This window comes from Rhodanobacter hydrolyticus, assembly GCF_044904645.1.
Genome location: NZ_JADIKK010000008.1, coordinates 1,459,289 through 1,480,254, shown reverse-complemented (window position 1 = coordinate 1,480,254; position 20,966 = coordinate 1,459,289). Strand labels below are relative to the sequence as shown.

The window sequence follows — 20,966 nt, the reverse complement described above, 5'->3', positions numbered from 1 at the left end:
CTGGTTTTCGAATGCTGCGCGACCGAGCCCGTCAGCCCAGGCGGGTGCGCCACAGCAGCAGCCATGACGTGACCCACAGCACTGCAGCCATCACCAAGCCCACGCATAGCAGGCGCAGCGCCATGTCGGGAATCAGCAGGCAGGCAAGGACGCCGAGTACGCTGAAGATGCCGGTGCCGTAATAGATCGGTGCGGCGAATACGCGGGCCAGCGGCAGAAAGTGGATGCCGACGATGAGTGCCGCCGTCGCGGGTATCCACAGCCCCAGTCCGCCGCGCGCAAGCAACACCGAGCTGATGGCGATCAGCGCGGCCTCGGCTCCGAAGATGATGCCGAACCAGATGCCGGCGCGTTTGCCGGCAGCGGATGCGGCTGGGTCGTCGGCGCTGCGGGTTCGGCGCGTTGCCAACAGGCGGGCGGCGCACAGGCCGAGCAGGGCGATGGTTGCGACCATGGCGCCCGGGATGGCCCAGGCGGAGCGGGCGTTCCAGTTGAGCAGCGCGGCAAAACACCAGGCCGCACCGCCTGCACCGAGCACGGTCGCGCCGCTGAGGATGCCGCGCGTACGCGCCACGTTCGTTTCGTCCACTTTTCCCAGTAGCAGCGACATGGCAGGTACCCCGTCAAGGCATCGGAAGAAGCGGATGCGCTACGTCGCGCACCCAGCCGGATGCGGTGATTCTGCGAGCCTCGCCCCTGTACCGGCAGTGACGCTTGTCATCCGCTTGCCGTGAAACCAGGCAGGAGGCGGAGCGCCTTGTCGGCATGGGTATCGTCACGTCCCCTGTTCGAAAACGGGTTGGGTAGCGCGTATTTGTCCTGCCTGTCGCTCAGACCGTCGGCTTGTCGAAGCGCCGGATGAACTCCCGCACCTGTGGGTAGACCACCTCGCGCCAGCGTCGGCCGCTGAAGATGCCGTAGTGGCCGGCACCCTCGATCACCTTGTGTGCCCGACGCTTGGCCGGGATGCTGCTGCACAGATCGTGCGCGGCCTGGGTCTGGCCGAGGCCGGAGATGTCGTCCAGCTCGCCTTCCACGGTGAACAGGGCGCTGGTCCTGATCGCTGCAGGCGTCACGCGCTCGCCGTTCACGTCCCACAGGCCGCGCGGCAGCAGGAACTGCTGGAACACAGCTGCGATGGTGTCGAGATAGAACTCCGCCGGCAGGTCGAGCACGGCGTTGTATTCGTCGTAGAACTTGCGGTGCGACTGGGCGTCGTCCAGGTCGCCGCGCAGCAGGTTCTCGTAGAAATCCCAGTGCGATTGCAGATGGCGGCCCGGATTCATCGCGATGAATCCGGCATGTTGCAGGAAGCCTGGATACACCTCGCGACCGCGGCCGGGATAGTTCGGCGGCACGGTGTGGATCACGCTGCCCTTGAACCACGACAGCGGTTGCGTAGTGGCGAGATTGTTGACGCTGGTCGGGCTGCGCCGCGGGTCGATCGGGCCGCCCATCATGGTAAGGCTGCGCGGCGTGGGCTCGCCGCGCGCCGCCATCAGCGATACCGCTGCCAGCACCGGTACGGTGGGCTGGCATACCGAGATCACGTGCAGCGATTCGGCGCCGATATGGCGGATGAAGCGCTCGATCAGCGCCACGTAGTCGTCCAGTCCGAACGGTCCCGCTTCGGCCGGCACCATGCGCGCGTCCACCCAGTCGGTGACGTACACCTTGTGCTCGCGCAACAGGGTGCGCACGGTGTCGCGCAACAGGGTGGCGTGGTGCCCGGACAGCGGTGCGACCACCAGCACTACCGGGTCGTTCTTCATCGTCTCGACGATGGCCTGCTCGTCGCTGAAGCGCTTGAAGCGCTTCAGCTGGCAAAACGGCGTATCCAGCGCCACGCGCTCGATCACCGCGATCTCATGGCCGTGCGCTTCGACCTGATGGATGCCGAAAGCTGGCTTCTCGTAATCCTTGCCGAGGCGATGGATCAGCTCATAGCCGGCGGCCAGCCGTTGCGTGGCGGGCCAGGAGGCGAACGGGTTGTTCGCATCGTTGAGCATCTGCGCGCTGGCGTCGGCGAAATGGCTGAGCGGGCCCAGGAAGGCGCGTTGCCACTCGTGGATCTGATAGAGCATGAGGCGATCCGCCTGGCTAAAAGTTCGCCATTTTAGCGCGGACCGCCGATTTCTGCTGCGCCGCCGCATGACGGCCGCCGGATCGCTCAGGAGGCGGGCAGGCGACGTACTTCGGTATCCGCGGCGATGTCGTGCAGCGCACGGCGGCGCGGATCGAACAACGCCACCCCGAACCACAAGGCCCACGCAGCCAGCACCGCCCACAGCGTCGTGTGCAGGCCGAGCGTCGGCTCCAGCGCCAGCAGCAGCATGGGGGCAGCGGCCGCCGATACGCGAACCACGGCTTGCAGCAGGCTGATCGTGCCGCCGTCGTCGCGGCTCACCCGGATGCGCCAGGGACGCATGCCGACGGTCTGGCCGCCGCGCCGCCAGGAAGCGACGAAGTACGCAGCCACCACCACGCATTGCAGTGCCTGGTACCACAGCGGAACCATGGCATGCGTGCCAGTGGCGATCAGCTTGCCGCCGGTGGCGAGCTGACACAGCAGGCCGACCACCATCACGATCGCGACCACGATCAGGAGGTCGTAGACCAGCGCGACCAGGCGACGCCACAGCGGGCAGGGCAGGTTGGCGGCGTTCATCGGGCGGCTTGCACTCGCTTGGCGCCATGTCCAGCATGGCGCGCATGAAGAAGGAAGACTCTCCCAGTATCGCCGAAGCAGATGCCGCGAACATCGACGCCTTCATCGAGCGCGTGTGGTCGGAGGACGGCCTCGCCGACCGCACGCTGGAGGCGTATCGCCGCGATCTCGAAGCGCTTGCGCGCTGGCTGGCCGGGCGCGGGCGATCGCTGCACGATGCGCGGCGCGAGGACATTTCCGCCTACCACGGCATGCAGCCGGCGGCGGTGCGCTCGATGGCGCGGCGGCAATCGGCATTTCGCCGCTACTACGCGCTCCGTTCACGCGAGACGCCGGGTGCAGACGACCCCACGTTGCTGATCGAGCGTCCGCGCATGCCGCGCAGCCTGCCCAAGGCGCTGGCCGAGCGAGAGATCGAGGCCCTGCTGAACGCGCCGGACACCGACGGCATGTTGGGCCTGCGTGATCGCGCGATGCTGGAGCTGATGTACGCCTCGGGCCTGCGTGTGTCCGAACTGGTGGAGTTGCCGCTGGCCGCGTTGAACCCGCGGCAGGGTGTGCTGCGCATCACCGGCAAGGGCGGCAAGGATCGTCTCGTGCCGGTGGGCGAGGTGGCGCTGGGTTGGATCGAGAACTATCTCGCGAGCGCGCGTCCCGCGCTGGCGAGAGGACGCCAGCCCGTGGCGCTGTTCCTCAGCAAGCGTGGCGAAGGCATGACGCGGCAGATGTTCTGGACGCTGGTGAAGCGCCATGCGCTCAGGGTCGGCATCCAGTCGAAGCGCATCTCGCCGCACGTGTTGCGCCACTCTTTCGCCACCCATCTGCTCAACCACGGCGCGGACCTGCGCGCACTGCAGATGCTGCTGGGCCATAGCGCGCTCAGCACCACGCAGATCTACACCCTGGTCGCGAAGGAGGGGTTGAAGCGGCTGCATGCACAGCACCATCCGCGTGGTTGAGACGCCGGTTCACAGGCGAGAAGGGCGGTTGTGCGAAAATCGGGACGCTGCCGTCTCCCCGCGGCCATCGAGGTGCAAGATGTTGAAGAAGTTGTTGCTGGCCGCGTGCGTCAGCGGATTCGTCCTGACTGCCTGTGCGGCCGGCAACTCCGCTGCGGCCACGACGCTGGGTAGTGGCGTCGACGCATCCGCGGTGCAGGTGGTGCAGCGGGCACTCGCCAAGCTGGCGCCGGGCGTGCAGGTGGATGTGGTGAACCGTGCGCCGCTGCCCGGCTTCTACCAGGTGATCGCCTCCGGCCAGCTGCTTTACGTGAGCGCCGACGGCAAGTACCTGATGAACGGCGAACTGGTCGATCTCGACGCGAAGAAGAGCGTCAACGATGCCGCTTGGGCGGCGTTTCGCAAGGCCGAACTGGCCAAGGTGCCGGCAGCCGCGCGCATCGAGTACGCACCCGCCAATCCGAAATACCGCATCACCGTGTTCACCGACGTCACCTGCCCGTATTGCCGGGTACTGCACGAACACATGGCCGAGCTGAACCAGGCCGGCATCGCGGTCGACTACATGGCATGGCCGCGCTCGGGCGTGGAAGACGAGACGGGACGCCCCACGGAAACCTACAAGGCCATGGTGTCGGCCTGGTGTGCCACCGACCCCAAGGCCGCGCTCGATGGTGCGTTCGCCGGGCGCGAACCCAAGCCCGCCAGTTGCGTCAACCCTGTGCAGCAGGAGTTTGATCTGGGCATGCGGCTGGGCGTCAACGGCACGCCGGCCATCTTTACCGCCAGCGGGCGCCAGATTGGGGGCTATCTCACGCCGTTGCAGTTGCTGCAGGCGTTGCAGAAGGATTGAGCTGGTGCAGGCAGTCGCCGGAAACCGCTCCGTCGCTTGCAACAAAATCCCGAACCTGCAACGAAAAGCGCCAAAAGACCGCCAAAACGCCATGCAGGCGAGCCGCCGCGGCTCCTCGGTCGCACAAACATCCGGGAGAGCACCCCTCCCCCGGTTATGCCGTACTGCAGCATCAGTTAGAATATGCGTTTCCACTCGCATAGCTCCGTTCCCCGCATGATCGCACTCGACGGGCAGAGCGCCCTTTCGTCCTTCCGCCTCGAACGCCTCAACGCCCGCCTCGATGCACTGCATCGCGGGGCGCACGTGCAGGCGGCCTGGTACGTGTATTTCCTCGATGCCGCCGCGCCGCCGGAGGGTGCGTTGCGCCAGCGCCTGCTGGAAGTACTGGAGGCCAAGGATGCCGCTCCCGCACCGGCCACGCTCTGGGTAGTGCCACGGCTGGGCACGATCTCGCCATGGTCGAGCAAGGCCACCGACATCCTGCATGGCGCCGGTTTCGACCTGCGCCGGGTGGAGCGCGGAATGGCGTGGCAGCTCGCCGGCATGCCTGCGGCGAATACGCCTGCCCACGATGCGGTGCTGAGTCTCCTGCACGACGCGATGACCCAGTCGGTGCTGGATTCGCTGGCCGGCGCGCAGAGCCTGTTCCTTGCCGGCCGGCCAGGCGATCTGGTGCATATCGCGCTGGGTGGCGACGCCGGGGCGGCGCTTTCGCGGGCAAACAAGGAACTGGGCCTGGCGCTGGCCGAGGACGAGATCGACTATCTCGCCGCGCGTTACGCCGAACTGGGCCGCGACCCTACCGACGCCGAGCTTTTCATGTTCGCCCAGGCGAACTCCGAGCACTGCCGCCACAAGGTGTTCAACGCCAGCTGGACGGTGGACGGTCAGGAACAGGACAAGAGCCTGTTCGCCATGATCAAGAACACGCACCAGCATTCGCCCGCCCACACGTTGTCCGCCTACAAGGACAACGCGGCGGTGATCGAAGGCAGCATGGGCAAGCGCTTTTTCAGCGACGAGAGCGGCGTGTGGCGCGCGCGCGAAGAGCAGATCGACTACGCGATCAAGGTCGAGACGCACAACCATCCCACCGCCATCGCGCCGTGGCCCGGCGCTGCGACGGGTGCCGGTGGCGAGATCCGCGATGAAGGCGCGACCGGCCGTGGCGCCAAGCCCAAGGCCGGCCTTACCGGCTTCTCGGTATCCGATCTGCGCATCCCCGGTCGTCCGCAGCCGTGGGAAGTGGATCGCCCGTTGCCGCCGCGCATGGCCAGCGCGTTCGAGATCATGCGCGACGGCCCGCTGGGTGCCGCGGCGTTCAACAACGAATTCGGCCGTCCGTGCCTCGGCGGTTATTTCCGCACCTACGAGCACGAGACCGGCGAAGCCGGCGTGCGCCGCGGCTACGACAAGCCCATCATGCTGGCGGGCGGTCTCGCCAACATCCGCAGCGCGGATGTGCAGAAGCACGAGATCCGGCCCGGCCACGCGGTGATCGTGCTGGGCGGTCCGGCGATGCTGATCGGCCTCGGCGGCGGCGCGGCCTCCTCGGTGGCTTCCGGTGCGTCGAGCGCCGAGCTGGACTTCGCTTCCGTGCAGCGCGACAACGCCGAGATGGAGCGCCGCTGCCAGCAGGTGATCGACGCCTGCTGGGCGCGCGGCAGCAACAATCCCATCGTCAGCATCCACGACGTGGGCGCGGGCGGCCTGTCCAATGCGATTCCCGAACTGCTCAACGATGCCGGCGTGGGCGGCGAGATCGATCTCTCCAAAGTGCCCTGCGACGATCCTTCGCTGTCGCCGATGCAGGTATGGAGCAACGAATCGCAGGAACGCTACGTGCTCGGCATCGCGCAGGAAAACCTGCCGGAGTTCGAGGCGTATTGCGTGCGCGAACGCTGCCCGTACGCCGTGGTCGGCACGGCCACGGAAGCGCGCGTGCTGCGCGTCACCGATCCGCGCCGCGACCTTACGGTGATCGACCTGCCGATGGACGTGCTGTTCGGCAAGCCGCCGCGCATGCATCGCGAGGCGAAGCGCATCAAGCCGCGCGTGGACCTGGTGCCCGACCTCACCGGCATCGGCATGGACGAGGCGCTGCTGCGCGTGCTGCGTCTGCCCACCGTGGGCAGCAAGAGCTTCCTGATCAATATCGGCGACCGCACCGTGGGCGGCCTCAATCACCGCGACCCGATGGTCGGTCCGTGGCAGGTGCCGGTGGCCGATTGCGCAGTGACGATGGCGGACTTCGACGGCTATCGTGGCGAGGCGATGGCGATGGCCGAACGCGCGCCGGTGGCGCTGCTCGGCAGTGCCGATGCAGCGCGGCTGGCAGTGGGCGAGGCGATCACCAACCTCGCCGCGGCGCCGATTGCTTCGCTGGGCGAGATCCGTTTGTCGGCGAACTGGATGGCTGCGGTGAATCACCCCGGCGACGACGCCGCATTGTTCGATGCGGTGAAGGCGGTCGGCATGGAGCTGTGCCCGCAGCTGGACATCTCCATTCCGGTGGGCAAGGACTCGCTCTCCATGCAGACCGTGTGGAAGGACGGCGCGACCGCACAACGTACTGTTGCACCGGTGTCGCTGGTCATCACCGGCTTCGCACGTGTGGACGACGTGCGCCGCACGCTCACGCCGCAGCTCAAGCTCGACCGCGGCGACACCGACCTGTGGCTGCTCGACCTCGGCGCCGGCCGCGACCGTCTCGGTGCCTCCGCGCTGACCCAGGTGTTCAACCGCAGCGGCGGCGTGCCGCCGGATCTGGACGACGCCAAGCGCCTGCGCTCGCTGTTCGAGCTGGTGCAGGAGGCGAACCGCAGCGGCCTGCTGCTGGCTTACCACGACCGTTCCGACGGCGGCGTCATCGTCACCCTGCTGGAGATGGCCTTCGCTGGCCACTGCGGCCTGGAAATCCAGCTCGACGGCTGGGCCGACGCCGCGCTGCGCGCGCTGTTCAACGAGGAACTGGGCGCGGTGCTGCAGGTGGCCAAGGCGAACCGCGAAGCCTTCGAGGCGCTGCTGGTGAAGCACGATCTCGCCGGCATGAGCTATCGCATCGGCCGCCCCAAGGAGAAGCTGGGCATCAAGCTCTTCGCCGGCGGCGAGACGTTGTTCAAGTGGAACTGGAGCACCTTGTACCGCGCGTGGAACGAGACCAGCCACGCCATGCAGCAGTTGCGCGACAACCCCGCCAGCGCGGACGCCGAACTGGAATGGCGGTTGGACGACGCCGATCCCGGCCTCAATCCCAAGCTCACGTTCGACCCGGCCGAGGACATCGCCGCGCCGCTGATCCACGCGGCGATCGCCGGTGGCGCGAAGCCGCGCGTGGCGATCCTGCGCGAGCAGGGCGTCAACGGCCAGGTGGAAATGGCCGCCGCGTTCACCCGCGCCGGCTTCGAGGCAGTGGACGTGCACATGTCCGACCTCGCCAGCGGGCGCATCAAGCTCTCCGACTTCCGCGGTTTCGCAGCATGCGGCGGCTTCTCCTACGGCGACGTGCTCGGTGCGGGCCGCGGCTGGGCCACTTCGATCCTTTACAACGACTACCTGCGTGCGGAGTTCACCGCGTTCTTTGCCGACCCGACGAAGTTCGCGCTGGGCGTGTGCAACGGTTGCCAGATGATGAGCCAGCTCAAGGACATCATCCCTGGTGCGCAGCACTGGCCGAAGTTCCTGCGCAACGCCTCCGAGCAGTACGAGGCGCGCGTGGCGACGCTGGAGTTGCTGGATTCGCCCAGCCTGTTCTTCAAGGGCATGGCCGGTTCGCGCATCCCGGTGGCGGTGGCGCACGGCGAGGGGCGCGTGCATTTCCCCAACACGTGCAGCCCGTCCAAGGCGCAGGCTGCGGTGCGTTTCGTGGACAACCGCGGCAAGCCGACCGAACACTTCCCGCTCAATACCAACGGCTCGCCCGGTGGCCTGGCTGGCTTCACCGCCGCCGATGGCCGCGTGACCATCCTGATGCCGCATCCGGAGCGCGTGTTCCGCAGCGTGCAGATGAGCTGGCATCCGGAGAAGTGGGGCGAGGATTCGCCGTGGATGCGCATGTTCCGCAACGCTAGGGTGTGGTGCGGCTGAGCAAGCCCGCATAAAGGTGCCGGTAGCCGATGGCTGCCGGCGCTTCCCCTCCGGGTGAGACGGAATGGCCGACCTGGTACACCCGCTGCACATTTCCTGCCGCATACTTGCGCCGTGAACATACCTTCTCCCTTCTCGCCATTGCCGCTCAGCGTCATCGTGGTGTCCGCCGACAGCGGCCCGGGGCTGCGCGACTGCGTGCGCCACGTGCTTGCCTGCACCACGTCGCTGGAGCTGTTGCTGATCGACAACGCCTCGGCTGACGGCGTGCCGCAAGCGGTGGCGCGCGCGCGCGAGCACGATCCGCGATTTCGATTGATCCAGAGCCATACCAACCTCGGCTTTGGTCGGGCGGTGAACCGCGCGGCGGCGCAGGCGAAGGGCGAGTTGCTGCTGGTGCTCAATCCCGATTGCCTGCTCGAGCAGACCAGCCTCGACCGCCTGCTTGCCGTGTTCGCGAGCGAGAAGCAGGTTGGCCTGCTTGGCGCCGTGGCCTGCGATGAGCAGGGCGTGCCCGATCCCGCCTCGCATCGGCGCGATCCGCTGTTGCGTCGCGCGCTGGCCAGCCTCTCCGGCGGCAAGGGCGAGCGTGTCGAAGTCGAGGGCGCGATGCCGGATGGTCTGGTCGAGGCCGAGGCGGTGTCCGGCGCATTGATGCTGCTGCCGCGCCACGTGTTCGAGCGGTTGCATGGTTTCGACGAGGGTTATTTCCTGCATTGCGAGGATCTGGACCTGTGCCGACGCGTGCGCGATGCCGGTTGGCGCGTGATGCTGGCGGGCGACGTGCGCGTACCGCACACCAAGGGCGGGTCCAGCCGGCACCGGCCGATTTTCGTGAGTCGCCACAAGCATCGCGGCATGTGGCGCTGGTTCCGCAAGTTCGATCCCGCCGCCCGCAATCCGCTCGTGGCGGCAACGGTGTGGCTGGGCATCTGGGCGCACTTTCTTGTGCAGCTTCCCGGCCAGCTGATGCGAAGAGCGTCGGGAAAATAGGCGAGCGATCCGCGGCATCACGCTTCTCCCACGTCACCCCGCCACTCCTCGCCCGATGACCTCACGCACCAGCTTCCTTCCCACCCTCGGCCTGCTGGCGATGACCGCCGTGTGGGGCTCCACCTTCGTGCTCATCAAGGACGTGGTGGCGCGCATGCCGGTGGCTGATTTCCTGGCCGTGCGCTTCGCCGTCGCCGCGCTGGCGATGCTGGCGTTGTTCCCTCGCCATGTCTGGCGCCTGGGACGCACGGGCATGGTGCGTGGCCTCGCGCTGGGCGCCATCTACGGTTGCGGCCAGTTGCTGCAGACGTGGGGACTGGCATTGATCTCGCCCAGCGTCAGCGGCTTCGCTACTGGCATGTACGTGGTGTTCACGCCCATCCTCGCGACGCTGCTGCTTGGTCAGCGCATGGCTGGCGTGGTGTGGTTCGCGGTGGGGTTGGCCACGGCAGGCCTCGCATTGCTTTCGCTCAACGGGATGTCGGTGGATGCGGGCGTATGGCTCACGCTGGCCTCGGCCGTGCTGTATGCGTTGCACATCGTGTTGCTGGGACAGTGGTCGCGCCCGGACGTGGCCTTCGGCTTGACCTCGTTGCAAATGGTCGCCATCGCACTGGTCTGCCTGCTCGCCACGTGGCCGCACGGCGGCCCCATGCTGCCGCCGGACCGCGCCGCATGGCTGGCCGTGCTCTACATGGGGCTGGTCGCCGGCGCCGGCGCGATTCTGGTGCAGACCTGGGCGCAGGCCCACCTGCCCGCCACCCGCGCCGCCATCGTGATGACCACCGAGCCCGTGTTCGCCGCCGCCTTCGCGGTGGCCTTGGGCAGCGACGTGCTTACCTGGCGCATGCTCGCCGGTGGCGCACTGGTGCTGGGGGCGATGTATCTGGTGGAACTGATGCCGCGCCGGTCAGCGGCCTTGGGGGCGGAGGCGGCGCATCACGAGGTGTGAGAGCGGACGGGCTCGAGTGGCCTGCCCGGCGCCACTTTGCGCATCTCCCGCGTATGCAGCGCCACACGTACCAGATACACCACGATCACTACGTTGCCGACCAGCGTGGCGAATTTCACCCATCCGAAATGGCGCACGGTCTCGTAGAGCTCCAGCGGTATCAGCGAACCCGTGGCGATCACAGTGAACCACTCCGCCCAGTACTTGCCCATCAACAGGCCCACGCCTTCGATGCCGAACAGTACGGCGTAGACCAGCGCCACCAGTCCCACTGCCACGAAGCGGCTGGGGCCGAAGTTCTGCAGTGCATCCACCAGGCGCCAGCGCAGTTCGTTGCTATCGGTGAGCGTCAGGTGTCCCAGCCAGTACACCAGCCGGTCGAAGTTCTGCTGGTGCTCTAGGTGGAAGGCGGCAATGGCCACAAGCACGAGGCAGGTGGTCTTGATGATTTCGTAGACCGCGATCACTCGCAGGCCGGTGCGATGTTGCGAAGGGGTTGCGATGGCGGTTTTGGTATGGAGCATGAGGAACCGTTCAGGGCGCGCTCAAGGGCGCGGCGTTGGTGGCGTGGCATGCAGCCAGCCAGTGCTGGAATTCTTCCGCGGGCATGGGCATCCCGATGAAATGGCCCTGCATGAGGTTGCAGCCCAGCGCGGCCAGCATGGTCCGTTGCTCGTCGGTTTCCACGCCCTCGGCCACAGTGATCATGCCTAGCCGCTTGCCGATGTCGACGATGAAGCCGGCCAGCGGGTTGGTGCTGTCGGGCTGCAGCGCGACGACGAAGGAGCGGTCGATCTTCAACTCGTCCAGCGGCAACTGCTGCAGGCTGGCGAGCGACGAGTAGCCGGTACCGAAGTCGTCCAGCGACAACCGGAAACCTGCATCGGACAGCTGTTGCAGCGTCTGCCGGGCCGCATCGAAATCACCCAGCAGGGCGCTCTCGGTCAATTCAAGGGTCAGCGCGGAGGGTTCGATGCCCGCGGCCAGGACGCGCGCGGCGAGGTCGTCCGCGAACTGCGGCTGGGCGATTTGCCAGGGGCTGACGTTGATCGAGAGGTGGATGCCGTCGGCGAGGCCCAGTCGGTGCCACTCCCGCAACTGGCTGCAAGCGGCATCGACCACCCACTGGCCCAGGGCGTGGATCAGCCCGGTTTCCTCGGCAATGTGGATGAAGCCGCCGGGCAGTAGCATGCCGAGCGTCGGATTGCGCCAGCGCAGCAGGGCTTCGGCACCGGCAAGCCGGCCCTCGGCATCCACCTGCGGCTGGAAGTACAAAGTCAGTTCGTCGCGCTGCAGGGCAAGGCGCAGGCCACGTTCCAATTCCAGCCGGGCATCCGCCTCGGCCTGCATCTGCGGTTCGAACAGCCGCGCCGCATGGCGCCCGGAGGTCTTGGCGCGATGCAGGGCGATGTCGGCGCGTCGGACGATGTCGGCGGCACTGACGCCGGCGTCGGGAAAGGTCGCCACGCCGATGCTGGCGCCGATGGCCAGCGGGCGGCGCTCGATCACCAGCGGCTTGGCCAGGTGGGCGAGCACGTGCGTGGCCATGGCCATGCCGCGTCGCGCGGCGGTGGCGGCGTCGGCCGAGGAAGGGCTCAGCAGCACCAGGAATTCGTCACCGCCGAGCCGCGCCACGGTGATGGCGTCAGGCACCGCATCGGGCAGGCGTTCGGCGACGGCCTGCAGCAGCAGGTCGCCGAAGCGGTGACCCAGCGATTCGTTGATGGTCTTGAAATGATCGAGGTCGACCAGCAGCACGCTGCCGTGCAGACCGTTGCGCGTGGCGTCGTCGAGCAGGCCGCATAGCCTGTCCTGCGCATGCAGGCGGTTGGGCAGGCCGGTCAACGCGTCGTACCAGGCGGCGTGGCGCAGGCTTTGTTCGGCCTGGTGGCGGGTTGCCGCTTCTGCACGCAATTGCGTGGCCGTGCGTTCGAGTTGTGCCGTATGCATGCGCATCTGACCGACCAGCGACAGGCCCATCAACAGCACGAAGGAGAGGAAGGCGAAGGCATCGGTGGCGGGGTAGGGGCGCCCCATCGCGTCGATCACGACGCTGCTCCACAACAGGGCGAGGAACTGCACCAGCAGGCAGGCCAGCAGCATGCCGCCGCGCAGGCGCTGACCATCCATCACGCATTGGCGGGACGCGCGGTAGAACGCCCACGCGAAGGCCGCATAACAGAGCCAGTAGAACACCTGCCCGGATGCCGAGTGCGCGCCATCGATGGCGTAGAGCGTTTCGCCCCAGGGCAGTTGTATGGGCGTGCGCGTCCGTACCGAGGCATACAGTACGGTGCCCGGTTCGAGCAGGTTGAGCGCGGACATGGCCAGCGTCAGCAGCAGCACAACCATGACCAGACGCTGTGACATGGGCCGGTTCGTGTAGCCTGCGACGAAGAACATCAGCGTCGGCAGCGCGAGCAGGACGGTGCCGGCCAGCACGCGCAGAGCGCGCATGGCCTGGGGCAGCGTCTGTGCGGAGTAGATGCCCACGCGGCCGAGCGCGATCACCGCGACGCACAGGCACAGCACGGCGAAGGCCAGGGACGTGCGGTCGCTCCCGCGGCGCCAGCCGACCAGCAGAAACTGGATGCCCGCAGCCACCGCTACCGCGGCCGTGGCGATCAGCGCGGTGGCGAAGTAACCGAAGTTGGTGAAGTTCGTCGCTACAGGCATGCATTGCACCTGGAAGCCGGCGCAACCGCCGCCGGCGTCCGTCGGGAAACGCGCGGCCCCGCCTGATTGCTGCGGCGGGGCCACGGAAGCCTGACATTCTAGGGCCTGTCGGCGGCTTATAAGCGCTGCTCATGAGCTCGCCGTGCGGAATGCCCGGAGATCGTGAACGGATTCTCAGCAGCAGCGTCCGCCACCGCCCTTGTAGCGAGCTTCCTGCCGCTCGCGGAAGAATTCGGCGTAGCTGGGCACCCTGCGCTCGGGATGATGCTCCCGCAGGTGTCGCACGTAGGCGTCGTAGTCGGGTATGCCGCAGCAGAGGCGGGCGGTTTGCACCGCCCACTTGCGTACGGATTGCAGTCGCGCCTGGAGGTTCATGGCGTCAATGATGCGCGGCCAGGCTCGCCCCTGTCAGAGCCACGTACGGTTCCTCATGGGCCGTGGGGTGGTTGGTGTGCCAGGCCTGCAACAGGGCGCGCAGACAGAACAGCGTCATCACCACGACCAGCGCCATGAAGATCGCAGTCATCGCCATGTCGACGCGATTGTTGGTGATGATCTGCTGCATGGCCGCCGCGCTCTTGGCCGGCGCCAGCATCTGCCCTTGCGCCAGCGCGGCGGCGTACTTGTCGGCGGCCGCGGTGAAGCTGATCGGCCCGACCAGCTTCTCGTAGCCGGCCGCCAGTGTGCAGGTGATCAGCCAGATCGCCGGGACGCCGGGCACCCATACATAGCGTTCGCGCTTCAGCTTCACCACCACCACCGTGGCCAGCATCAGCGCAATGGCGGCGAGCATCTGGTTGGCGATGCCGAACAGCGGCCACAGCGTATTGATGCCGCCCAACGGATCGACCGCACCCTGGTAGAGGAAGTAGCCCCACAGCCCCACGCAGATCGCGGTGGCGAGCAGGTTGCCAGACCACGATTCGGATTCCTGCAGGGGCTTGTGGATGAGGCCGGCGATCTCCTGGATCATGAAGCGGCCTACGCGGGTGCCGGCATCCACCGTGGTGAGGATGAATAGTGCCTCGAACAGGATGGCGTAGTGGTACCAGAACGCCATCATGCCTTCGCCCGGCAGGATGTTGTGCAGCAGCTGCGCCATGCCCACCGCCAGCGTGGGCGCGCCGCCGGCGCGGCTGAGGATGCTCTGTTCGCCGACGTCCTTCGCGGTCTGCACCAGCGCATCCGGAGTCACCACGAAGCCCCACTGGCTGATCACCTGTGCCGCGTGTTCCGCTGTTGTGCCGATGAGCGCGCCCGGCGCATTCATCGCGAAATACACGCCCGGGTGCAACGACACCGCCGCCACCAGCGCCATGATGGCCACGAAGGCCTCGCACAGCATGCCGCCATAACCGACCAGGCGCGCCTGGCCTTCGTTCGCCAGCAGCTTGGGCGTGGTGCCCGAAGCGATGATCGAGTGCCAGCCCGACACGGCGCCGCAGGCGATGGTGATGAACAGGAACGGGAACAGGTTGCCCTGGAACACCGGGCCGGTGCCGTCGATGAACTTCGTCACCGCCGGCATCTGCAGCATCGGCGCGGCGAGGAAGATCGCCAGCGCCAGCAAGGCGATGGTGCCGATCTTGAGGAAGGTGCTGAGGTAGTCGCGCGGCGCCAGCAGCAGCCACACCGGCAGCACCGAGGCGCAGAAACCGTAGCCGATCAGCCACCACGCCAGCGCCTTGGCGTCGAGGTCGAAGACCGGTGCCAGCGTGGCCGACTCGGCCACGAAGCGGCCGGCCCAGATCGACAGCAGCAATAGCGCGAGGCCGATGATCGATACCTCGAGGATGCGTCCCGGCCGCAGCCAGCGCAGGTAGCCGCCCATCAGCAGTGCGATCGGGATCGTCGCCGCCACCGTGAAGGTGCCCCACGGACTGTGCGTGAGCGCCTTCACCACCACCAGTGCCAGCACCGCCAGCACGATCATCATCAGCACCAGCACGCCCACCATCGCGACGATGCCGGGCAGCGGCCCCAGCTCCTCGCGCAGCATGTGCCCCAGCGAGCGGCCGTCGCGGCGCAGCGAGAGACCGAGGATCATGAAGTCCTGCACCGCTCCGGCGAAGACCACGCCGAACAGGATCCACATCGTGCCGGGCAGGTAACCCATCTGCGCCGCCAGCACCGGCCCCACCAGCGGACCGGCGCCCGCGATGGCGGCGAAATGGTGGCCGAACACCACCCACTTGTCGGTGGGCACATAATCCAGACCGTCGTTGCGCAGCACCGAAGGCGGCGCCCGGGTGGGATCCAGGCGCAGCACGCTGTGCTCGATGAACTTGGCGTAGAAGCGGTAGCCGATCAGGAACACACACAGCGACGCGGCCACGAGCCAGATCGCATTGATCGATTCACCGCGACGCAAGGCCACCACGCCGAGGCACCAGGCGCCCACGATGGCGATGGCGACCCACAGGATCTTCGCCGCCGGGCTGGGTTTGACGGTCGCGCTGTGCATGGGGTCTCTCCCGGAAAGTCCCTGCAAGAGTCTCGCCGGGCGTGGCAGGGGTCAATGCCGCAAGGTGTAGCCTTTGGTCGAATGCCGGTGGCGCCACCGGCAAGCGGGCTGCGGTATGTGCATGGCGGCCGCCAATGCCTTGGCCAGTTGTCCGCCTTGCAGAGGTTATTGCGGGGCGGACGGTATGGCGCAAGGCCGCCTCCACCGGTTTCACCGGCGTGTATCGATGTTGCTGCTATAAGTCGGAACGCTCGCCGGCCTGTGGCTTCGGGCCGGTACCGCTTCCGACGAGGCCCGCATGATCCGCGAAATCCTGAAGATGGGCGACCCGCGCCTGCTGCGCGTGGCGCCGCCGGTGCCCGACGAAATGATCGGCAGCACCGAGCTGCAGAATCTGATCGACGACATGTTCGACACCATGCACGATGCCGGCGGCGTGGGCCTGGCCGCGCCGCAGATCGGCGTGGACCTGCAACTGGTGATCTTCGGCTTCGAGCGATCGGAGCGCTACCCCGATGCACCTGCCGTGCCGCAGACCATCCTGCTCAACCCCGTCATCACCCCGCTGTCGCAGGACATGGAGGAGGGCTGGGAAGGTTGCCTCTCCGTGCCCGGCCTGCGCGGCGCGGTAAATCGCTACAGCCTGATCCGCTACCAGGGCAGCGACCCGCATGGCGCACCCATTGATCGCGATGCCGAAGGCTTTCATGCCCGTGTGGTGCAGCACGAGTGCGACCATTTGATCGGCCGCCTGTATCCCTCGCGTATTACCGACTTCAGCAAGTTCGGCTACACCGACGTACTGTTTCCGGGTATGGGCGTGGCGGACGAATAGCTGGCTCAGGGTGCGCAGACAGCAATCCGTGGCGAGGGAACGCGGCGACGCAGACCGCTGATCAGCGCCGCCAGCCCAAAACCCAAGGCTGCCAGACAGGTGCCGTCCCAACCCGCACGAGCCCAGGCGAATCCGGCCAGTGCCGAGCCGACCGCACCACCGACGAAGAACACGCCGGTATACAGGCCGTTGATGCGTCCGCGTGCTTCCGGCCGCAACAGATTGATCTCGCGCCGTCCCAGGGTGAGGTCGCCGATAGTGCCGGCATCGAGCAGGATCGCCGCGAACACCAGCGTCGCCAGTGCAGACGTCGGTGATGCAAACAACCCTGCGTTTCCACCCAGCCAAGCCAGCAGCGTTGCCAGCACTACACAGGTGTGCGCCGCCAGTGTGGCAATGCGCGCCTTGCCGGCGTCGCCCAGTCGTCCGGCCAGTGGCGCGCTGATCGCACCGCTTACCCCGGCGAGCGCGAACAGCGCAATGCCGTTCGCATGCAGTCCGAACGGCGTTGCCGTCAGGCGTAGCGCCACCATTCCCCAGAAGGCGCTGAACGCGCCGAAGCACAGTGCCACCGACAGCGCGCGTTCGCGCAGCAGCGGTTCCGCGCGCCACAGCGCGGCCAACGAAGAGAGCAGGGCCGGATACGCCATGCGTTGCCGCGGCGGCAGGCGGGGCATCGAGCGGGCCAGCGCGAAGAGCAATACCACGATGGCTATCGCCAGCACGGCGTAGCTGGCGCGCCAGCCCAGGTAGCCGGCGATCACGCTGGCCAGCGGGCGCGACAACATGATGCCCAGCATCATGCCGCTGGTGATGTTGCCGATCACGCGGCCACGCTGCGCCTCTGCCGTCATCGCGGCGGCCAGCGGGATCAGCATCTGGATCACCGTGGCGCTGAAACCCGCCAGCAGGCTGGTGGCGAGGAAGACCGGTGCCGACACCGGCAGCGCGGCAACCAGCAGGGTGAGTGCGTTGATCGCGAGCGTCGCCAGTACCAGTCGACGGTTCTCCACCAGGTCGCACAGCGGTACCAGCAGGAACAGGCCGAGTGCGTAACCGAGCAGGGCCAGCGTGGCGACCAGGCTCACCACCGCGGGCGGCAGGCCCAGCGAGTGGGCGATCACGCCCACCAGCGGCTGGGCCACATACAGACTCTGCACGATCACGCCGGTGGCCAGCGCAAACAGCAGTACCGGGGCTTGCGCAGCCGGTGCGGAGACGGTCCCTGCCGTGTTCATCGCACGGCCTCTTGATAAGCGGAGAGCAGGGCAGCGTCGTCGAAGGAGCCGTGGTGGTGCACCTGCCGCCAGGCGCCATCGATGCGGCGGAACAGCCGGCTGGTGCGGATCGCCGGTTCCAGCCGCAGACCATCGCGCACCAGCGTGCCGCGCTCGCGGCCGACGGCGTAGAACATGTCGCCAGCCACGTGCAGCGTGTAGTCGTGGAACGCCACGTGCACCCGTGCCCGGCCTTCGAAGATGCGCTGATACACCGCGCGGATCGCCGTCCAGCCTCGCGCGATGCCGCCCAGCGGGTTGCTCATCGACGCGTCGGCCTCGTCATGCCAGTTGCGCGCCATCGCTTCGATGTCGCGGTTGTTGAAGGCGCGATAGAAGGCGCTCAGCGCGGCCAGCGGGGAAGCGGAGTCGAGGTCGGTTTCGTTGCCGTCGATGGCGGCGGGAAGCAGGGTGGACATGGGTGTCTCCTCGGGTGGGAATGGCGTTGGAGCCATTCTTCGGCGAAAGGCAGTCGGAGAGAATCCGCGTTAGGATGGATTGACTATCCATCAAATCGAGATAATGCCGTGGCCAACCTGGATGACTACCGCGTCTTCGTCGCCATCGTGGAGCAGGGCAATCTCACCGCTGCAGCGCGTCACCTGCGCCGTTCGCTGCAGGCGGTGAGCCGTTCGCTGCAGGTACTGGAGCGCGAGCTCGGGGTGGAGCTGATCCAGCGCACCACACGCCGGGTGCAGCCCACCGCGGCGGGACTGGCTTTCCATGCGCGGATCAGGACGGCGCTGGCCGACATCGACCTGGCCCGCTCGGCACTCGCCGAGCATGGTGCGCGCATCGACGGCACCCTGCGCATCGGCGGTTCCACCCAGTTCAGCGCGCCCTATCTCGTGCCGCTGGTGGCAGCCTTCATGGAGCGCTATCCCGACGTGACCGTGGAGCTGGTGGTCACCGACCAGCACGTCGACCTGCAGCGCGAAAAGCTGGACGCCACCGTGCGGTTGGGCGAGCTGGCATCCAGTCGGTTGCATGCGCGCCAGCTCGGCACGATGCGCATGCTTACCGTCGGCGCTCCCGGCTACTTTGCCCAGCATGGCCGCCCACGCAAGCCTTCCGAGCTGGGACGGCACGACTGCATCGCGCGCCAGGGCAACGGCACGAAGCAGCGCTGGGAATATCGCCGCGGCAATCGCTGCGAATCGGTGGAAGTGCATGGCCGCTTCAGTGCGAACAATGCCGCTGCCTGCAACGCGGCGGCGGTGGCAGGCCTCGGCATTGCGATGGCGGCGGCCTGGCAGGTGCGCCCGCTGCTCGACCTGGGGCGGCTGGAAACCGTACTCGACGACTGGCAGGCGCCTGGATTGCCGCTGCACATCGTCTGGCCGCCCGGCAAGCAATTGCCTGCGCGCACGCGCGCCTTCATCGATTTCGCCGCCGCGCGCTGGACCGCAGAACCGCCGGGCTGACGGCTTGCCCGCCATCCTCCGTGCCGCCACCATCGCGGTTCGACACGACGGGGCAGGGTGCATGCGCGATACGGTTCGTTCCACGGCAACGAAGGGTGCGGTATCCCGCAATCCCGGCATCGACCTGTTGCGCGGACTGGCCATCGTGCTGGTGGTGTTCAACCATCTCGGCATACGCATTCCGCTGGAGAAGAGCGCGTTGGCCGATGTGTTGCCGACATGGCTGCTGAACCGATTGAACTGGAACGGCTACGAGGCCGTGTACGTATTCTTCGTGATCTCGGGCTTCCTGATCGCGGGCAATGCGTTGCGCCGCTGGGGCAGCCTCGCGGCCATCGACCCGCGAGCGTTCTATGCGCGGCGTTTCGCGCGCATCGTGCCCTGCCTGCTTGCGTTGCTCGCGGTGCTGAGCGTGCTGCATCTGCTCGGCGTGCAGGACTACGTGATCCATCGCGCCGGCCAGTCGTTGCCGGGCGCGTTGCTGTCGGCGCTGGGCCTGCATCTCAACTGGTACGAAGGGCATACCGGCTACCTGCCCGGTTCGTGGGACGTGTTGTGGTCGCTCTCGATCGAGGAGGCGTTCTACCTCGGCTTCCCGCTGGCCTGCCTGTTGTTGCGGTGGCGCGTGTTGCTGGTGCCATCCATGGTGCTGCTCGCATTGTCGCTGCCGTGGGCGCGCGCAGCATTGCACGGCAACGAGATCTGGCTGGAAAAAGCCTACCTGCCGGGCATGGCGGCGATTGCCACCGGCGTGCTCGGCGCGCTGCTGGCCGACGCCTGCCGTCCGCCGCGGCGCACCGCGTTGCTGCTTGGCTGGCTGGGTGCCCTGGGCCTGGGGGCGGTGATTCTCGATGGCTGGGCGATGTGGCACTGGCTGCGCGACGGCTACATGCTCCTGCTCACGTTTTCTACCCTATGCCTGCTGCTGTGCTGCCAGTGGCGTGCCGAAGCGGGTGGTGTGTCGCCGTTGCGCGGTTTCGGCTGGCTGCGCTCCTGGGGGCGGATGAGCTACGAGATCTACCTCACCCACATGTTCGTGGTGTTCGCCGTGATACGCGCGTATCGCGCATGGGGTGGCGATACGGCGCACGGCTGGCTGTGGTACGCGCCGGCGCTGGTGTCGTGCTGGCTGCTTGGTGCGATGGTGGAGCGCTGGTTTTCGGCGCCATGCGAGCGCTGGTTGCGTATGCGGTTGTCGGGTGCCGCCAATTGCGACGTCGTTCGCTGATCGGGCGCGCCGCTGCCGGCAAGCTCGTATGAATGGACTCGCGCGAATTTAACTCTTGAACCGGTACTTTCGGGGCCGCCCGCAAAGTCGTCTGCGGCATGCGTCCACGGAACATTTTGCGGTGCAAATGTCAGGCCAGGAATTCCCTCCGGCATGAGCCATCGAAGCAAACCGCCATCCGGCAACGTCGTGGATTGGAACAATCCGGACCTCCAGTCGCTGCTCAGCAAGACCGAGGGTTGGAGCCTGGACAAGCGTGGCGTCTACACCCCTACGCCTTGCGAATTGCACGTTGGCTGGGGCGCGGGTACGGGACGGCCTGCCACCCTGGTCTACGAGCGCGATGCCGTGTTGGTGGTGGAGACGCGTTTCGCGATCCCCAAGGGCGAGCACGTGCGTGTGGATCGCGTCCGCTCAGGGACGATGAGTTCGACTTGGGGCATCGTGGCGGATGGTCGCGAAGGCTTTCGCGACGAAGACCGGGTCAACGGCGTCTACGTGCATTGGGTGCACACGCGCTGATCGAAGCCGCGGATCCGACTGACGCG

The 20,966-nt window shown here is 67.1% G+C and carries 18 protein-coding genes; 9 read left to right on the top strand and 9 right to left on the bottom strand.

The features are described from left to right. Positions 1 to 31: 31 nt before the first annotated feature. From ISP25_RS09405 to ISP25_RS09395, 3 genes are all read right to left on the bottom strand, one after another. Positions 32 to 610: a hypothetical protein gene (locus ISP25_RS09405; RefSeq protein WP_404613419.1), complete on the bottom strand. Its 579-nt coding sequence runs from the start codon at positions 608 to 610 to the stop codon at positions 32 to 34. A gap of 220 nt (positions 611 to 830) precedes the next feature. Next, positions 831 to 2,084 carry a polyhydroxyalkanoate depolymerase gene (locus tag ISP25_RS09400; RefSeq protein ID WP_404613417.1) on the bottom strand — a complete coding sequence of 418 codons (1,254 nt, stop codon included), beginning with the start codon at positions 2,082 to 2,084 and terminating at the stop codon, positions 831 to 833. Positions 2,085 to 2,170: 86 nt separating this feature from the next. Continuing rightward, the gene (locus ISP25_RS09395; RefSeq protein ID WP_404613415.1) at positions 2,171 to 2,668 is read right to left on the bottom strand and encodes an RDD family protein; all 498 of its coding nucleotides are present in this window, start codon (positions 2,666 to 2,668) and stop codon (positions 2,171 to 2,173) included. A gap of 44 nt (positions 2,669 to 2,712) precedes the next feature. On the opposite strand from ISP25_RS09395, the gene xerD reads away from it, so the two are divergent. The 5 genes from xerD to ISP25_RS09370 all read left to right on the top strand — a co-directional run bounded on the left by xerD (position 2,713) and on the right by ISP25_RS09370 (position 10,514). Further along, entirely contained in the window at positions 2,713 to 3,627 is a 915-nt protein-coding gene (gene xerD / locus ISP25_RS09390; RefSeq protein WP_404613413.1) for a site-specific tyrosine recombinase XerD, read from the top strand. Between the two features lie 79 nt (positions 3,628 to 3,706). Further along, on the top strand, positions 3,707 to 4,480 hold the full coding sequence (locus ISP25_RS09385) for a DsbC family protein (protein WP_404613411.1): 774 nt from the start codon (positions 3,707 to 3,709) through the stop codon (positions 4,478 to 4,480). Positions 4,481 to 4,696: 216 nt separating this feature from the next. Continuing rightward, entirely contained in the window at positions 4,697 to 8,569 is a 3,873-nt protein-coding gene (gene purL / locus ISP25_RS09380) for a phosphoribosylformylglycinamidine synthase (protein WP_404613409.1), read from the top strand. Positions 8,570 to 8,683: 114 nt separating this feature from the next. Beyond that, positions 8,684 to 9,562 carry a glycosyltransferase family 2 protein gene (locus tag ISP25_RS09375; protein ID WP_404613407.1) on the top strand — a complete coding sequence of 293 codons (879 nt, stop codon included), beginning with the start codon at positions 8,684 to 8,686 and terminating at the stop codon, positions 9,560 to 9,562. Between the two features lie 55 nt (positions 9,563 to 9,617). Beyond that, positions 9,618 to 10,514, top strand: a complete 897-nt coding sequence (locus ISP25_RS09370; RefSeq protein WP_192154051.1) for a DMT family transporter — start codon at positions 9,618 to 9,620, stop codon at positions 10,512 to 10,514. Here ISP25_RS09370 and ISP25_RS09365 read toward each other — a convergent pair. The 4 genes from ISP25_RS09365 to ISP25_RS09350 form a co-directional block, all read right to left on the bottom strand. Beyond that, complete coding sequence (locus tag ISP25_RS09365) at positions 10,502 to 11,038, bottom strand: DUF2127 domain-containing protein (RefSeq protein WP_404613405.1); 537 nt, start codon at positions 11,036 to 11,038, stop codon at positions 10,502 to 10,504. The genes ISP25_RS09370 and ISP25_RS09365 overlap by 13 nt on opposite strands. Positions 11,039 to 11,048: 10 nt before the next feature. Further along, the gene (locus tag ISP25_RS09360) at positions 11,049 to 13,190 is read right to left on the bottom strand and encodes a putative bifunctional diguanylate cyclase/phosphodiesterase (RefSeq protein WP_404613403.1); all 2,142 of its coding nucleotides are present in this window, start codon (positions 13,188 to 13,190) and stop codon (positions 11,049 to 11,051) included. 174 nt (positions 13,191 to 13,364) lie between these two features. Next, positions 13,365 to 13,565, bottom strand: a complete 201-nt coding sequence (locus ISP25_RS09355) for a YbdD/YjiX family protein (protein WP_192154057.1) — start codon at positions 13,563 to 13,565, stop codon at positions 13,365 to 13,367. Positions 13,566 to 13,569: 4 nt separating this feature from the next. Beyond that, positions 13,570 to 15,654: a carbon starvation CstA family protein gene (locus ISP25_RS09350; RefSeq protein ID WP_404613401.1), complete on the bottom strand. Its 2,085-nt coding sequence runs from the start codon at positions 15,652 to 15,654 to the stop codon at positions 13,570 to 13,572. Positions 15,655 to 15,952: 298 nt separating this feature from the next. Between ISP25_RS09350 and def the strand changes: the two genes are divergently transcribed. After that, complete coding sequence (gene def, locus ISP25_RS09345; RefSeq protein ID WP_192154062.1) at positions 15,953 to 16,489, top strand: peptide deformylase; 537 nt, start codon at positions 15,953 to 15,955, stop codon at positions 16,487 to 16,489. A 5-nt stretch (positions 16,490 to 16,494) separates the two neighbouring features. Here def and ISP25_RS09340 read toward each other — a convergent pair whose 3' ends face one another. Further along, positions 16,495 to 17,727, bottom strand: coding sequence for an MFS transporter (locus tag ISP25_RS09340; RefSeq protein WP_192154064.1), 1,233 nt, complete (start codon positions 17,725 to 17,727; stop codon positions 16,495 to 16,497). Then, positions 17,724 to 18,185, bottom strand: a complete 462-nt coding sequence (locus tag ISP25_RS09335; RefSeq protein ID WP_192154066.1) for a YybH family protein — start codon at positions 18,183 to 18,185, stop codon at positions 17,724 to 17,726. The genes ISP25_RS09340 and ISP25_RS09335 overlap by 4 nt, the downstream gene beginning before the upstream one ends. 108 nt (positions 18,186 to 18,293) lie before the next feature. Between ISP25_RS09335 and ISP25_RS09330 the strand changes: the two genes are divergently transcribed. The 3 genes from ISP25_RS09330 to ISP25_RS09320 all read left to right on the top strand — a co-directional run bounded on the left by ISP25_RS09330 (position 18,294) and on the right by ISP25_RS09320 (position 20,940). Next, positions 18,294 to 19,190: a LysR family transcriptional regulator gene (locus tag ISP25_RS09330; protein WP_404613398.1), complete on the top strand. Its 897-nt coding sequence runs from the start codon at positions 18,294 to 18,296 to the stop codon at positions 19,188 to 19,190. 61 nt (positions 19,191 to 19,251) lie between these two features. Beyond that, positions 19,252 to 20,418: an acyltransferase family protein gene (locus tag ISP25_RS09325; RefSeq protein ID WP_404613397.1), complete on the top strand. Its 1,167-nt coding sequence runs from the start codon at positions 19,252 to 19,254 to the stop codon at positions 20,416 to 20,418. Positions 20,419 to 20,571: 153 nt separating this feature from the next. After that, positions 20,572 to 20,940 (top strand): hypothetical protein, encoded by a 369-nt coding sequence (locus ISP25_RS09320; protein ID WP_404613395.1) that lies wholly within the window; start codon positions 20,572 to 20,574, stop codon positions 20,938 to 20,940. The last annotated feature ends 26 nt before the right edge of the window (positions 20,941 to 20,966 follow it).